This is a genomic window from Siminovitchia fordii DSM 16014 = CIP 108821 (assembly GCF_000374565.1).
GTDB lineage: Bacteria > Bacillota > Bacilli > Bacillales > Bacillaceae_C > Siminovitchia > Siminovitchia fordii.
In genome coordinates this window covers 97,674-111,800 of sequence record NZ_KB894689.1, presented here as the reverse complement: position 1 = coordinate 111,800, position 14,127 = coordinate 97,674, and the positions used below count along the sequence as shown (strand labels likewise).

Here is a 14,127-nt window from a genome sequence, read left to right as displayed (position 1 = left end):
TCCATCCTTCCTAATCAGCAAACCCATATGAATCCGCGAATAGTTCAAGGCTGCCATGTCTTGTTTCACGGGAGAGGCCACTTTCTTTTAACCCAGGAAAATCAAGATTCAAGTCTTTAAAAATAGTGTGGTTATTGTGGAAGACTGCCCCTGCCTCAAGTCGATCAGCCACTTCGATTGCTGTTTCTTCATTTTCCGTCCAGACAGAAGCTCTGAGCCCGAATCTGCTGTCATTAGCCATTTCTACCGCTTCATCAACAGTGGAAAATGGCAATATCGGGATGACAGGACCGAACTGCTCCGCTTGAACGATTTCACTATCCTGTTGAACTCCGGTTACGATAGAAGGGAGCATGAAATAACCCTGATTCCATGTATCCGGATCCAACTGAATTCCTGCTGTTACAACATTCGCACCTGACTGGGAGGTTCTTTCAAGCAGTTCAGTGACGTAGTTGAATTGTGCTTCGTTATTTAATGGACCCATCGTTACCTCAGGCTGGATACCATCGCCTACGACCACTCTTTCAAAAGCTTTCGTCATTTTCTCCACAAGCTCATCATAGCGGGATTCATGGACATAAATCCTTTTAACAGCGGAACAGACTTGTCCGGCTGCACGTAAAACCCCCATTTTCAGGCGCTCAATTGCTTCTTTATCAAGATTGGCATCCTCAAAAACAATAGCTGGATCGTTGCCTCCCAACTCCATGTATAATTTTTGAAGAGTACTGGACGACTTCCGCATAATATCTTTTCCGGTTTCAGTGCTTCCAACAAATGCCACAGTTCTTACACGGGAATCAGAACAAAGAATGTCCCCGATCACCCTTCCAGAACCTGTCACAATGTTTATGACACCCGCCGGAAAATAAGAGGCCACTACTTTCAGAAAACTCATGATGGTCAGTGGGCAGTTTGTTGCAGGCTTCACGATAACTGTATTGCCTGTAAGTACGGCAGGGATTACCCGTTTAAAAGTTAAGATCATTGGTGAATTCCACGGAGTGACAACCGCTGTTACTCCCTTTGGCCTTCTTCTGACCTGAACATTTTGTTTACCAGTGTATTTTTCCGGTTCCCACCATTCAAGTAACTCCTGTGCCGACCCTCTCATCACGTCCACACATCTGAGCAAATCAATTTTGGCCTCAACCAATGCTTTCCCATTTTCTCTGACAAGCAGGGAAACGCTTTCTTCTATGATTCGCTCCAACTCTCCAGCTGCTTCATTCATCCGGGCTGCCCGATCGTGTATGTTTGAACGGGACCATCCCTTGAACGCCGCTGCCGCAGAATCGATCGCCTCACTGACCAATTCAGGAGAACACAAAGCGACCTCGCCGACTACTTCATTTGTATGGGCAGGATTAATGACCTTTGCCGTTTTTTCTATTTCTCTCCATTCCCCATTTATCAAGCATTTTCCTGATGTATACGGGTAAGTTTCAATCATGCTCTTGCCTCCTCGTTATAATTTTTTCGGTTTAAATGCCTCTGCTGCTCCTGGAGGCCCTCCAAAAGGCTTTGCCATAGGTCCAACCTTATCCATATCTACAACAATCATTGAAGGTTTACGATTGTCCAAGGATTTTTTCAGTTCTTCCACAAACTCATCTGCTGAATGAATCCGCACTGCATCAAAGTGCATAGCCTCAGCCATTTTTACAAAATCAGGGCTTAATAAATCTACCGCCACCTGGCGTCCATATGCCGCATCTTGTATGTTGCGAAGAACACCGTACCCTGAATCATCGAATAAAATGATGATCAACGGAAGCTTTTCTTCGGCTGCTGTCACCATTTCCCCTGCATTGACCATAAATCCTCCATCGCCTGCCATTAGTACGACCGTTTTATCTTTACAGCCAATTTGTGCTCCGATAGCCGTGGGAAGCCCCTGTCCGATTCCTCCTCCGGAAGCATGGATCGAAGTGCCTGGTTCATAGATTTCATATAACCGGCTGCCCCAAACATTCGCCTGAACCGTTACGTCCCGGACCAAGATAGTGTCACGAGGCAGCACTTCCTTCATTCCATCCAAAAATATTTCATAAGGTCCAAGTGTCTCCCGTAGTTGGGTCCGGACTTCATCTCTTAACTGGCGGACTTCTTCCAGATAGGAAGACTTTGGCTCTAATGCTTGTCTTTCCAGCATATCAACCATGCTGCTTAAAATTTCTTTCGCATCTCCAACCAATCCGATGGTCGCATGATAATTCCTGTTCACCGCTAACCAGTCTGCATCTATTGAAATATGTTCTTTGGGTACAGGCACTTTCCAATTTGAAGTTTCATTGCCTCTGAATCTGACCCCGACACTGATGAGTAAATCCGCTTTTTCCATAAATGTTTTTGTTGATTCATAAGCAGCAAAGTGTCCAATACATTGTTCATGATCTTCAGGGATGGAACCTTTACCTGATTGACTTGTAATAACGGCAGCTCCAATCAGTTCAGCCAGTCTTCGAAGTTGCTTCGAAGCTCCCGAAGCATTGACACCGTTTCCTGCCCAAATGACCGGTCTTTTCGATTTAGCCAATACCGCAGCAACTTTCTCAGGAATAATCGGTTTTGTGTCTGGTAAACTTTCAACTTTTATTTCTTCAAGAGTTACATCTTCAATGATGGCAGATTGAAAGTCTATAGGTATTTCAAGAGATACCGGGCCGGCAGGCGCTGCCAAAGCCTCTTGAATCGACTTTTTCATCAAAGAGGATGCCTGTTCAGGCTGTCTCAACCGAACCGCGTTCTTGCAAGCTCCGTTCATCATCGACAATTGGTCTTTACATTCATGTATGTATCCTTTTCCTGTCCCAAGATACGGAGATGCCACCTCACCTGTCAGATGAAGCACCGGTACTCCTGCAGCCCAGGCTTCGACCAGTGAACCGGCAGCATTTCCTGCTCCGGTACCGGTACTGGTGATGACGACCCCCAACTTTCCTGTCGCCCGTGCATAACCGTCGGCCATATTGACAGCTCCGCTTTCTCCCCTTGAACAAATAAGCTGGATGTTCCCATCTCTGAGTATTGCGTCATAAATAGGCATATTATGAATGCTCACTATGCCAAAAGCGACTTCAACACCAGCATTTACCAGCTCTTTAACAACTGCATCTGCAACTGTATATTCCACATGTTGTTTCGTTTCCATTACACATCCAACCCTCGATCCAATATATTTAAAGTGCTTTCCCAAGTGCTCCTGCCGTTTCAATCGTCGAACCTGCGACATAACTCGCTTTATCAGAAGCAAGGAAAACAATCACATCAGCCACTTCTTCCGCTTCTCCGACCCGTCCAAGCGGGATATTCCGTTTCTTTGCCAATTCTGCATAGTATTCTTCCGGCTCTTGCTCCGGTGCATTTTTTAATCGTCTTCTCTCCCATTGATCAGTCCTAATGAGCCCAAGACTGACGGAATTTACCAAGATATTATTCTCAGCAAGTTCCTGAGATAATGTTTTACTTAAGTTCAAAAGTCCAGCACGTGTAGCAGCTGTTGCTACCATGTGCCGCTCCGGCTCTTTCGCAAGTGTCGCATTGATATTAATGATCCTACCTCCCCCTCTCATGACTAAATGAGGGTGTACCGCACGAACGGCGTAAATGATGGCAAAATATTTCAATTGAATTTGCTCTTGCCACTGCTCATCTGTGATATCGAAGAAGTATCCCATAACGCTTTGACCCGCTGCATTCACCAAAATATCGATGCCTCCGAAATACTTTGCTGCACCATTTATAAATGTATCGACATCTTCCTTCGATGTAACATCGCACTGCCCGGTAAAAATATCTCCTTTATTTCCGAATGACAATAACTGGTTGCTCGCTTTCTCTATCCGCTCTTTACTGCGGCCGCAAATGGCAACTTTGGCGCCTTCCTGCAGGAATGTTTCCGCCGTCTTCAAACCTACCCCTGATGTGCCACCCATGATTACGGCCACTTTGCCTTTAAGACCCAGATCCATTTGTTCTTTCTCCTTCCTTGGGGATCCTATGGAAGAAATAAGCAAGAAGACAATTATTGAGAAAGCCTCTTGCTTTTTATTCTTCAAAAAACGCTTTGAATGAAATCACTTAATTTGTATTGATCGTGGTCACCCATCCCGGATCCGGTGTACCGCCCATCGCCTTCCGTGCTTCAGGGCTTGGAGGACCCGCTATGCCCCATTGGTCCATAAGATGAGGTACACGTTTCCATACCCTTGCCCGCCACTCTGATTCATCTTCAATCGTTTCAAGATAACAGGTATACTCCATTACAAACCCACCGGGATCTTGGAAATAGCAAAAAATATTATCTCCCGGACCATGTCTTCCCGGCCCCCATAATTCTTTTAGACCAGCTTCCCTTACATTGGCAATTCCTCTCATGACCTCATTCACCGAATCAAGTTCGTATGCAATGTGATTGACAGAGGCATGTTCCCCTTGGTTAAAAGCAATCGAATGATGTTTTTTGTTACATCTTAGAAATGACATTTGATGTTCACTCCAATCCGTAACTCTAAAACCAAGCACGTCCGTATAAAACTCCACAATCATGTCCAGATTTTTTGTATTCATGACAACATGATTTAATTTAACAGGGTCCACATTCTTTTTACTCCAGATGGAGGTGTGTACTTCAACCCATGCAGACAACTCAATGAGACGGTTCTCAGGATCCAGGAAACGAAGTCCGTAACCGCCGCCTGCTTCATTGAAGTAACCCGGTTGATCAACGATTAACACGTTTTTAGATTGGAGAATTTCCGCCGCCCGGTCCACCGCATTTTTATCCACCATTCCAAAAGCGATATGATGCAGTCCAGTCTTTTCTCCTCTGTGAAGACTTAGAATATGATGCTCAGGTCCTGCACCTCGAAAATAAGACGTATCTTTTTCTTGGGGGGCATCCACTTTATCCAAGCCCCATATGTTTTCATAAAATGCAACTTGCTCATCAAAATTAGGGGTGAACAAGCTGATATGGCGTAAATGAGTAATGCCTAGCATACGTCCGGACCTCCTATTAATAGTAAGAGAGCTTTGACTCTTTTAAGGTCTTGCCTCACTTCTTCAAAATAAGACAAGACCCATCTTGTCACCGTTCAATCACTGTGAATATTTACTTGCTAATGATAGCTTCTCTTTCCGCGGCACGCTGCTTGCGGAGTTCTTCGAGTGCACTGCCTTCCGGATAGGTCGGAAGATTAGGTTTATTGGCACCCAGCATTACAAGCATTAACGCTTCCTCTTCTCCGTCATTGCGGATTCCGCGGTAAACTCCAGGAGGGCTGCTGATGCAATCCCTTTCATTTAGTTTGATTTCATGCACTTCATCGGAGTCAACTTCTTGAATAAGTGCTGTAACCTGCCCTTTTAAAATGAAGAACACTTCTTCAACATCATCATGCAAGTGAAGAGGGCCGACACATCCCGGAGGCAATACCATTGTGCTCAATGTAAAGTGCTCTGCTGTGATTACATTGGAATCCGCATTTGCAGTGGCTCCCCGGCCAATGTAGCGCATCTGTGCCCGCTTGTATTTCGGGTCAATTTCCTCCTGAAACTTCAATACGTTCCAATCAAGCGTGCGATCCTTCAGCCTTGCTACGTACTTTTTCTCAAACTCCTCAACCGAAAATTTCTCTTTTGCCATTTCGACATCCTCCTTTTCCACACACAAAACCACCTTTTGTTTTGTATATGAAACATTGTTTTGTTTATAAACCAATCCTAATTGATTATGATAGCGTTGTCAATATTTACTTTTAAGAAAATTCAATAGAAAATAAATAAAAAAAACGTACAGACGCCCAGATAATGCGTCCATACGTTTTTTGGCTAAACCGCTTTATTGAATAGGCGGGTTTCGGCAGCTTCTTTTTTGAGTGTAAAAAGATAAGCCAGCAGTCCGAGTAGTGAGGCAACAATCAGCATAATGATTGAGGAACTGAAGCTTCCACCTGATGCATCACGAAGCCAGCCCATGATATAACTGGAGAAGCCCCCCATGATATTCGTAAATCCCATCAAACCGGCAGCACGCCCTGCAGTTTCAGGTGTAGAAAATTTAACAATAAAAAGGTTACTCAAGTGAAAGACCCCTCCTTGCGCTCCCATGGCAAGTCCCATACAGAGGCCGGCAACAATTGCATTCGGCGCCGCGATGGCATAAGCAAGAAAAAGCGCTGTCATACCGAACAATATAGTGGCCATTAAACTGGGTCTTCTCGTCTTGTCAGATAAATATCCGCAGGCAAGGACAAATAACAGAGCAAATAACCAAGAAATTGATGTAATGTTTTTCATGCCCTCTTGAGCAAATCCGCGTGCCTCAACCAGATACGTCGGCAGCCATATGCTAATACCGAAAAACAGGAAAGAAGCGATTAGCATTCCGAACCAAACGATCCAATAGCGGAAATCCTGAGTGAATTTCCGGTCAGTCACCTCGTCCTCTTCGTCTGTCAAACGAATGTAGGCCAACTCTTGTTCACTTACTCCCGGATGCTCTTCTGGTGTATTTCTTGTTAAATATAAAAACATAGGGATATTAATAAACAGATTAAAACCGGCAAGGATAAAAAACGCTGCTTGCCAATGGAGAGTAGCAATGAGGAACACAAGAATCATAGCCCCCAAAGCCGGACCTAAGTAATTGCCTGTGATCCATGACGCTTGGGCTTTTCCCAATTCCCGGCGGTTAAACCAGCTTGATATGAATTTTCCCGATACCGGAATCATCATACCTTCTCCCAACCCCAGGATAATTCTGCTTATCAGAAACATTTCATATGTATTTGATAATCCAGCCATAATCATTGTGACTGTCCAGACTCCCAACCCCAAAATGGCTGTTTGACGAGCTCCAAGTTTATCAATAATAACTCCCCAAAAAAGATTTGAAAGCGCATACGAAACAGTAAACACAAATGTAATCATACCTATTTTGGCACTCTTGTCCTCACCAGTCAGTCCCAGTGCATTTAAGAATCCTGGATCCGTCTGGATGACGGAGATCCCCATCTTGTCAATTTGGCCAAAAAACCAGAAAAAGAAAATAGGTACGGCTATATACAGCCATCGTTTGTTGTTTTGCAACATAGTTTCATCCTCCTTTATCGAATATTTTTCAGGTTGAAAACACATGAAATATTCAGAAAACAGAAACCCCTTTCATTAAAAATTATTTTAAAACATTGTTTTGTATAAGAAAAATGGTAATATTTCTGTCGAGGATTGTCAATAGATTTTTTTACCGGAGAAAATTTGTTTTATATATAAAACAAAGAAATCTTACAAGCTATTATGCCTGTAAGATTTCTTTGTTTCACTTTTTATAACCTAAATGACCAGATAACTCTTTTGCTGCTTCAACCACTTTGGGTAAAGCTACTTTCTCAAGAAAATTTTCGTGGAATAACGGTTCTGATGCGACAACATTCAATGCCGCTTTTATGCTCCCAGTATAATCAAATATCGGCGCTGCTGCTGAATGGACACCCGGAAGGAAGTCACCTTCCGTAAGTGCATATCCTTGTTTACGGATAACCTCCAGCTCTTTTTGAAAAGTAGTAATATCTTTTGTTGCAGTGGACCCAGCATCCAGACTTTTAAGCTTATCCATTAATCTTTCTTCCTGCTGATAAGCAAGCAAGACTCTACCATTTGCCAAAGCCTGTGCCGGAAGTCTTGTTCCTATATTGACATTGATAATTGATACATTCCTCACTGGTGCCGTTCCAATGTATACGACCTCTTGGCCATCCAAAATAGATAGATGGCAGGACGTTCCAAGCTCGTCCCTTAATTTTTCAATATAAGGTTGTGCGATCTCAGGCAGCTTCAGACTATTTAAATAAGCAAAACCGATTTCCAACACCTTAGGATTCAGGCTATAACGTTTCGTATTCTCATCTTGATCAAGATAACCCATACTTTGCAATGTGTACAATAGACGATATGGTACTGTTCTACTGACACCCAGACTTTTTGAAATTTCGGAGAGTGATAAAGTCGGGTTGTCTGCATTGAAGAGTTTCAGTATTTCCAAACCTCTGACCAAGGAATTCGCACTATATTTTTCTTTCTCTAAATCACTCATCTAGAAAGCATCTCCCTAAATTGTTTATCATCAAATATCCTCCTTAATCATATGATTAAACTGGACAAGACTCAAGATTTTACCGAAAATTCATGTAAACACCAATAAAAAACGGCAGAGAACCTCACTTCTCTGCCCAGTTTCAAATATACACACTTTTATTTCCCCAAAAAATGAATGACTTTTTCATTAAATGTTTCAGGGTCTTCCTGATAACATAGGTGGCCTGTGTCCGGGATAATCTCCAATTTTGAATTCGGAATGGACTGATGGAAAATTTCCGCTTCGGAAACAGGTGTCACCTTGTCCAATTCACCACATATGACAAGCGTTGGGACGGAAAGAGTTGGTAATATATTCATTTGATCTAAATTCCCAAGTGAATAAGATACAGAACGGTAGCCTGGTGGTCTAACTTGAGACATAATTCGTTCTGCTTCTTTGATCACCTCTTCAGAAGCGTTGGGAGAGAGAAGATTTCTAACCCTTTGATTCGCCAACTCTGACGGGTCTAGATGATCGATTGAATCCAAGCGCTCTTGGAGCCTCTTTCTGTTCTCTTCTTTTGATAGACCTGCCGCACCTCTGGTAGGATCAGCAATAATCAGCTTATCTACTATATCGGGGTACCGGTGAGCAAAATCCAGGGCAATGGCCGACCCCATGGAATGCCCCAAAAGATAAATGGATTTGTATCCTAATTGATCCACAAATTCCTTAAGTATATCCGCGAATTGAGAAAAATGCTTTAATTCTTCCTTAGGATCCGAACTATTCCCGTATCCTGGTGCATCCCAAGCAATTACAGTATAGTATTCTTTTAAGGAGCTTAATTGTTTTTTCCATGACTGGGAATTATTCCCCAATCCATGCAGTATGATAAGAGGATGTCCATTCCCTTCTTTTGCATAATGAATAGTAAACTCACTAAGTTGTATTGTTGGCATAGAGTAAAACCTCACTATCTTTGTTGTTTTTTCTAATATGGCCCAGTAAGACCGGGCCAATTATATCTTTCTTTCACCAATAAACCAATTTTTTTCGTACAAACAATAACAAACGATCTAACAAGTATCCCAGAAGAGAAACAATGATTACAGCAGCCAATACTTTGCTTTGTGACAAAGAAGCTGTTAAATAAGTCAACAAATAGCCAATCCCATCGCTTGAGCTGATCATTTCCGTCAGGACTGAAATGACGACTGCAATAGGTAAGGCAATTCTAAAGCCTGTAAATATAGCAGGCATCGTTCCGGGTATAAAAACTTTCCAAAATAACTGCCGATCGCTGGCTCCCATATTTTGTCCAGACCAAATATGCAGTTGAGCCACCCTTTTTGCCCCGTAGTATGTGTTTACAACGATAGGGAAAATACACTCCAAAAAGATGATAAATATTTTTGACGCTGAACCAAGTCCAAAAAGTAAAACGATGATCGGATAAATAGCTACCCGAGGAATTGGATATCCAGCTGTAAAAATCGGCTGCATGATGTTATCAAATATAGAAGAACGACTCATTAAGATGCCTATTGGAACCCCAATAACAGCAGCCAGGAAAAAACCTCCTAAAATTCGATACAATGTCACTAAAATATTTGACCATAAATCCGAAGAAACGATCAACTCGATAAAAGAAAGGAAAATCACCTCTAGGCCTGGAAATAACTGCTCCGGAAATAAACGGGACATAGCGATGACTTGCCATAATATTGCTATAAGAATAATAGACTGATATTTATTGATGCCTTTCCATACTTTCCCCATCAATTGCCCTCCCCTTGGCTATTCCACCAAAGTGCCCGTGATCGAATTCCAATTAAAAGTCGGTCAAAAATAAAGCCAAGGGCTGCAATGACAAAAACCGCTGCCAGAACAATATCTGTCCGGCCATACGAATCAGCATTCAAGATTAGAAATCCCAGTCCCGTTCCAGTTGTTGTTCCAATCATTTCCGAAGAGAACATCATGACAAAACAAAGGGCCAAGGCAACCCTCCACCCATCAAATATTTTTGGAAGTGCTGCTGGCAAGACCACTCTCCTGAGTATTTGGAATTGATTAGCTCCCATATTTTCAGCCGACCAAAAGTGCAGTCTGCTTATGCTTCGAACACCATCAATTGTTGCAATAAAACACGGGAAAAAAGCAGTTGTAAAAATAATGAGAACCCTTGTTGTATCGCTCACTCCAAACCACACTAAAAAAACGGGCAATAGCGCAATCTTTGGTATGGGGTTAAAAAAAGATATAAGGGGGTCAAAAAAATTTCCAATTACTTTAAAGTAACCTGCTAAAATACCCAATCCAGTTCCAATTATGACTACCAATAGAAAGCTGATTAGTGTGCGATAAAGACTTATACCTATATGCGGAAATATCTCCATTGTCACGATCATTTCTTTGATCTGACCAAAGACAGATGAAGGACTGGATAAATAGGCTGGAAACCACGTCTGAGCAGATAAAAGTTGCCAAAGCAATATGAACAAAAGCAGTTCAACCAAGGCATAAACGGTAAACTTCAGCGCATTCATACTACTTTGCATAGATTGAACCTCCCATGCTCTTTACATTTTCCTCACCATGTAACAAGTCCCATATATCATTTCGATAATCAACAAACTCATATGATTTCCTTATCTCAATTTCCCGAGGTCGGGGGAGCTTTATAGGGATAATCTCTTTGACCTTCGCCGGCCGCTTCGTCAAAACTACTACATAATCACTTAAATAGACGGCTTCTTCAATATCATGGGTAACAAAAAGCACACTTTTTTTCGATTCCGACCATATCCTTTGAAGCTCCGATTGCATCGTCTCTCTTGTTTGTGCATCCAATGCACCAAATGGCTCGTCCATTAGAAGTACGTCGGGATTAAAAGCAAGAACTTTTGCCAAAGAAACCCTTTGCCTCATACCTCCTGAAAGTTCTGAAGGAAGGTGATTGCGAAATTCCCATAATCCTACCAAAGTTAAATAATGTTCGACACGCTCTCTTATTTCCCCTTTGGAATATCCTTGAACCTCCAGCCCCCATGCCACATTTCCATAAACCTTCCGCCATGGAAACAGAGCTGCCTCCTGGAACATCATCCCACGATCCGGAGCTGGCTTATCAACTTCTTTCCCTCGAACCGTGACTGTTCCTGAAGTTTTATTTATAAACCCTCCGACGATATGCAAAAAAGTGCTTTTCCCGCAGCCGCTTGGGCCAACTATACTGACGAACTCGCCTTCTTTGATGTCCAGGTCTATCCCTTTAATAACTTCTATTTCCTCGGATTTCCGCTTGAAAAGTTTACGAAGGCTCTCAATCTTGATGGCAGTTTCTTTATTCGTCTCCATAGGAAAACTCCTTTTAACCACTTTGTTGTTCGGCATGACCGCACCCCCGAAATGATATATGCAGAACCTATATTTTCATATACTGCAACGTCCCTGCCCTGGAAATTTCTTCAGAAAATGATTTATTTCACATATGTTTCATTAAGAAGAGCGTCCAAGTCCACTTCTTTCGTAATCCATTTCTCTTGTAACATAATTTCCTGAACTTGTTCCCAGCTTTCGCGATTAAGAGAAATATCCTCAGCGCGGTTGCTATCTTCCATGTTTAGATAGACCTCTTTTTCTGCCAATACAAACTCTTTATCCAGTAACTTTTGCCTGGCATCCTGTTCGTTTTCCAAGTAGTATTTCATCGTAGTTTGGTAGTCTTCGATAAAAGCTTTGAAAGCTTCCTCGTGCTCTTTAATGAACTCAGGATTGAAAAAAAGTGATAAAAAGTCCTCATCTATAGGGACTCCATCTTTGGAAGTAAAGACCGTTTTGAGTTCTCCCTTTGACTCAACTTCGGCATAAAAGGGCTGTGGAATAAGGCCTACATCAATTTTTCCGCTTTTTATGGATTCCTCTACAGCTGGAGTTGGCAATACAGAAAACTTCACATCCTTATCCGGGTCCAACCCCGCATTTCGCAAAGCGGTACGTGCCCACATATCAGTCGGAGATTTAAAATCTGGGATACCGATTGTTTTCCCTTTTAAATCTTTAACCGATTTTATCCCTGAGTCTTTCTTCGCCATGAAAGGAAAATTGAATCCCTTATTTGGAGTATCTTTTGCCACACTTGCAACAACCTCTAAATCGACTCCTTGATCCGCAGCCATGATCAAGGCCCCTTGTCCCAGTGTCCCACCTTCAAGCTGTCCTGCCCGATAGGCATTTAGGCGATCTGCATTTGCCCTGAACTGCTGGAACTCAAGCTCGTATTTCTTTCCATTATTTTTTGCAAGCTCAGGAGCAGCCTCCATAAGCCATAAAGGCTCTTCTGTCGCATAACCAATTCCAATTCTTATTTTTGCTGGTTGCCCTTCTTCCCCACCTCCGGAAGAACTTTCTTTACTTGCAGAACCACACCCTACCATCCCAACTGCTAAGAAGGCCATGAACATAAACAGAACCGGTTTTCTCATTTTGCTCCCCCTTTTAAATGATCAATTCAGAAATTCGTTACATGTCCCATCAACTTTTTTTGTGTATCAATCCTCCCTTTGAATTGAAACGCTTACAATTTGTTTCAAATATAAAACATTGTTACAAATAAAGATATTCTAATTATTATTGTTAAATTCAGATTTGTCAACATGAAGTTGAAACACTTTTTTACATCAAAAGTCGTGTCAATGAACAAGTAATATATTCAATAACAGTAAGGGGGCTTACCTTGTCCCAAATCAAGATCCGACAAAATTCTCTCTTTTTTCTCACCTTATTTCCTATCACTTATCGGTATTTAACTTATATGAATAGCTTTTTTTCACTAAAGACCCAATCATCCCAAATGCAAAAAAATATTGACAATTATATCAGGAGCAAGATACAATTACCCAAAACATCGACAAAACGATGTTTTGCATACAAAACAACAAGGATAATAAACAGGAGGATGGCCATATGTTGAGAAAAAAGTTGGGTGTTCTAGCAGCTATATTTTGTTTAGCCATAACCATGTCTGCCTGCGGCCAGGAGAAAAAAGAAACGAGTTCGAAGGGTGAAGAACTAGAAGAAATCACCTTTGCCGAACCAGCGAGAATTTTGTCGGTAGCCCCGTTTTACGTAGCGATCGAACAGGGCTTTTTCAAAGAGGAAGGTATTGAAGCCAAAATAGCCTCCGGCGGTGGGGGAGCCCAGGTAATTGCTTCCCTATTATCTGGTGAAGCACAGTTTGCAGTCTCGGGACCAAGGAGTATGTTTGCTCCTCTCGATAAAGGTGAAAACTTAGTCGCAATCCAATCTTTAAACTCTGCCCTAACTTTTCAAATCACTTTTTCTAAAAAATATATAAAAGAAAACGGCTTGTCTAAAGATTCACCGTTTGAAGATAAAATAAAAGCATTGGCCGGCAGTACTATCGGTACAAATCTTGTAGGTGATTCCGGTGATGTCTATGCCAGATACTTAATGAAATTACATAACATCGACCCAAAAGATTTTAAAACAGTCAAGCTATCGGGTGATGGATCAAAAATCGGCGGTATGCAAGAAGGAATTGTGGATGGAGGGGTTGCCTCACCTCCGATGGGCCTACATGCAGAAGATAAAGAAGTTGGTGAAATCATGATTGACATGATGGAGGAACCGATGTACAAGAACATGGCATGGGAAGTTGTGTTTGCCGATAAAGATTATCTAGAAAAAAATCATGAAACATCTTTAAAAGTCGTAAGAGCTATTGGGAAAGGAATGGAGTTTACACGTGATAATCCAGCAGAAGCGGCAAAATCAATCTCCCCTTATTTTGAAGGCGTCGATGTAGATATTATTGAAAAATCGTTAATCGGATTGAAAGATACTTTCAAAGGTTATGGAGAAATGAATCAAGAAGCATGGGACAACGCCCAAGATCCGTTAATTGAATATAAAGATTTATCTGGTGTTACTAAAAAACAAGATACAGCGGAAGACGTTATTTGGACAAACAAATATATAGATGAAGCCTTCAAATAAGCCATTATTAAAGGAGA

At 41.9% G+C, this 14,127-nt stretch carries 13 protein-coding genes; 1 reads left to right on the top strand and 12 read right to left on the bottom strand.

The annotated features are described in order from the left end of the window. Positions 1 to 10: 10 nt before the first annotated feature. The 12 genes from C509_RS0109295 to C509_RS0109240 form a co-directional block, all read right to left on the bottom strand. The gene (locus C509_RS0109295) at positions 11 to 1,456 is read right to left on the bottom strand and encodes an aldehyde dehydrogenase family protein (RefSeq protein ID WP_018706657.1); all 1,446 of its coding nucleotides are present in this window, start codon (positions 1,454 to 1,456) and stop codon (positions 11 to 13) included. Between the two features lie 15 nt (positions 1,457 to 1,471). Next, positions 1,472 to 3,157 (bottom strand): thiamine pyrophosphate-binding protein, encoded by a 1,686-nt coding sequence (locus tag C509_RS0109290; protein ID WP_051088686.1) that lies wholly within the window; start codon positions 3,155 to 3,157, stop codon positions 1,472 to 1,474. 28 nt (positions 3,158 to 3,185) lie between these two features. After that, the gene (locus C509_RS0109285) at positions 3,186 to 3,977 is read right to left on the bottom strand and encodes an SDR family oxidoreductase (RefSeq protein ID WP_018706655.1); all 792 of its coding nucleotides are present in this window, start codon (positions 3,975 to 3,977) and stop codon (positions 3,186 to 3,188) included. 109 nt (positions 3,978 to 4,086) lie between these two features. After that, a complete protein-coding gene (locus C509_RS0109280; RefSeq protein WP_018706654.1) occupies positions 4,087 to 5,007 on the bottom strand; it encodes a VOC family protein in 921 nt (306 codons plus the stop codon). 112 nt (positions 5,008 to 5,119) lie between these two features. After that, positions 5,120 to 5,653, bottom strand: a complete 534-nt coding sequence (locus C509_RS23710; RefSeq protein ID WP_033369945.1) for a cupin domain-containing protein — start codon at positions 5,651 to 5,653, stop codon at positions 5,120 to 5,122. A gap of 185 nt (positions 5,654 to 5,838) precedes the next feature. Further along, positions 5,839 to 7,101, bottom strand: coding sequence for an MFS transporter (locus C509_RS0109270; protein ID WP_018706652.1), 1,263 nt, complete (start codon positions 7,099 to 7,101; stop codon positions 5,839 to 5,841). A gap of 226 nt (positions 7,102 to 7,327) precedes the next feature. Beyond that, the gene (locus C509_RS0109265) at positions 7,328 to 8,101 is read right to left on the bottom strand and encodes an IclR family transcriptional regulator (RefSeq protein ID WP_018706651.1); all 774 of its coding nucleotides are present in this window, start codon (positions 8,099 to 8,101) and stop codon (positions 7,328 to 7,330) included. Between the two features lie 158 nt (positions 8,102 to 8,259). Then, on the bottom strand, positions 8,260 to 9,048 hold the full coding sequence (locus C509_RS0109260; RefSeq protein WP_018706650.1) for an alpha/beta fold hydrolase: 789 nt from the start codon (positions 9,046 to 9,048) through the stop codon (positions 8,260 to 8,262). Positions 9,049 to 9,121: 73 nt separating this feature from the next. Beyond that, positions 9,122 to 9,868: an ABC transporter permease gene (locus C509_RS0109255; RefSeq protein ID WP_018706649.1), complete on the bottom strand. Its 747-nt coding sequence runs from the start codon at positions 9,866 to 9,868 to the stop codon at positions 9,122 to 9,124. After that, positions 9,868 to 10,650 carry an ABC transporter permease gene (locus C509_RS0109250; RefSeq protein WP_018706648.1) on the bottom strand — a complete coding sequence of 261 codons (783 nt, stop codon included), beginning with the start codon at positions 10,648 to 10,650 and terminating at the stop codon, positions 9,868 to 9,870. The genes C509_RS0109255 and C509_RS0109250 overlap by 1 nt, the downstream gene beginning before the upstream one ends. After that, entirely contained in the window at positions 10,640 to 11,449 is an 810-nt protein-coding gene (locus C509_RS0109245; protein ID WP_033369943.1) for an ABC transporter ATP-binding protein, read from the bottom strand. Before C509_RS0109245 ends, C509_RS0109250 begins: the two co-directional genes overlap by 11 nt. Positions 11,450 to 11,571: 122 nt before the next feature. After that, positions 11,572 to 12,576, bottom strand: a complete 1,005-nt coding sequence (locus tag C509_RS0109240) for an ABC transporter substrate-binding protein (protein ID WP_018706646.1) — start codon at positions 12,574 to 12,576, stop codon at positions 11,572 to 11,574. A 481-nt stretch (positions 12,577 to 13,057) separates the two neighbouring features. Here C509_RS0109240 and C509_RS0109235 point away from each other — a divergent pair, with 481 nt between their 5' ends. Continuing rightward, positions 13,058 to 14,110, top strand: a complete 1,053-nt coding sequence (locus C509_RS0109235) for an ABC transporter substrate-binding protein (RefSeq protein WP_018706645.1) — start codon at positions 13,058 to 13,060, stop codon at positions 14,108 to 14,110. The last annotated feature ends 17 nt before the right edge of the window (positions 14,111 to 14,127 follow it).

Coding starts and splice junctions, on each gene's coding strand:
- C509_RS0109295 (WP_018706657.1), bottom strand. CDS start 1,456: ATGATTGAAACTTACCCGTATACATCAGGAAAATGCTTGATAAATGGG.
- C509_RS0109290 (WP_051088686.1), bottom strand. CDS start 3,157: ATGGAAACGAAACAACATGTGGAATATACAGTTGCAGATGCAGTTGTT.
- C509_RS0109285 (WP_018706655.1), bottom strand. CDS start 3,977: ATGGATCTGGGTCTTAAAGGCAAAGTGGCCGTAATCATGGGTGGCACA.
- C509_RS0109280 (WP_018706654.1), bottom strand. CDS start 5,007: ATGCTAGGCATTACTCATTTACGCCATATCAGCTTGTTCACCCCTAAT.
- C509_RS23710 (WP_033369945.1), bottom strand. CDS start 5,653: ATGGCAAAAGAGAAATTTTCGGTTGAGGAGTTTGAGAAAAAGTACGTA.
- C509_RS0109270 (WP_018706652.1), bottom strand. CDS start 7,101: ATGTTGCAAAACAACAAACGATGGCTGTATATAGCCGTACCTATTTTC.
- C509_RS0109265 (WP_018706651.1), bottom strand. CDS start 8,101: ATGAGTGATTTAGAGAAAGAAAAATATAGTGCGAATTCCTTGGTCAGA.
- C509_RS0109260 (WP_018706650.1), bottom strand. CDS start 9,048: ATGCCAACAATACAACTTAGTGAGTTTACTATTCATTATGCAAAAGAA.
- C509_RS0109255 (WP_018706649.1), bottom strand. CDS start 9,868: ATGGGGAAAGTATGGAAAGGCATCAATAAATATCAGTCTATTATTCTT.
- C509_RS0109250 (WP_018706648.1), bottom strand. CDS start 10,650: ATGCAAAGTAGTATGAATGCGCTGAAGTTTACCGTTTATGCCTTGGTT.
- C509_RS0109245 (WP_033369943.1), bottom strand. CDS start 11,449: ATGGAGACGAATAAAGAAACTGCCATCAAGATTGAGAGCCTTCGTAAA.
- C509_RS0109240 (WP_018706646.1), bottom strand. CDS start 12,576: ATGAGAAAACCGGTTCTGTTTATGTTCATGGCCTTCTTAGCAGTTGGG.
- C509_RS0109235 (WP_018706645.1), top strand. CDS start 13,058: ATGTTGAGAAAAAAGTTGGGTGTTCTAGCAGCTATATTTTGTTTAGCC.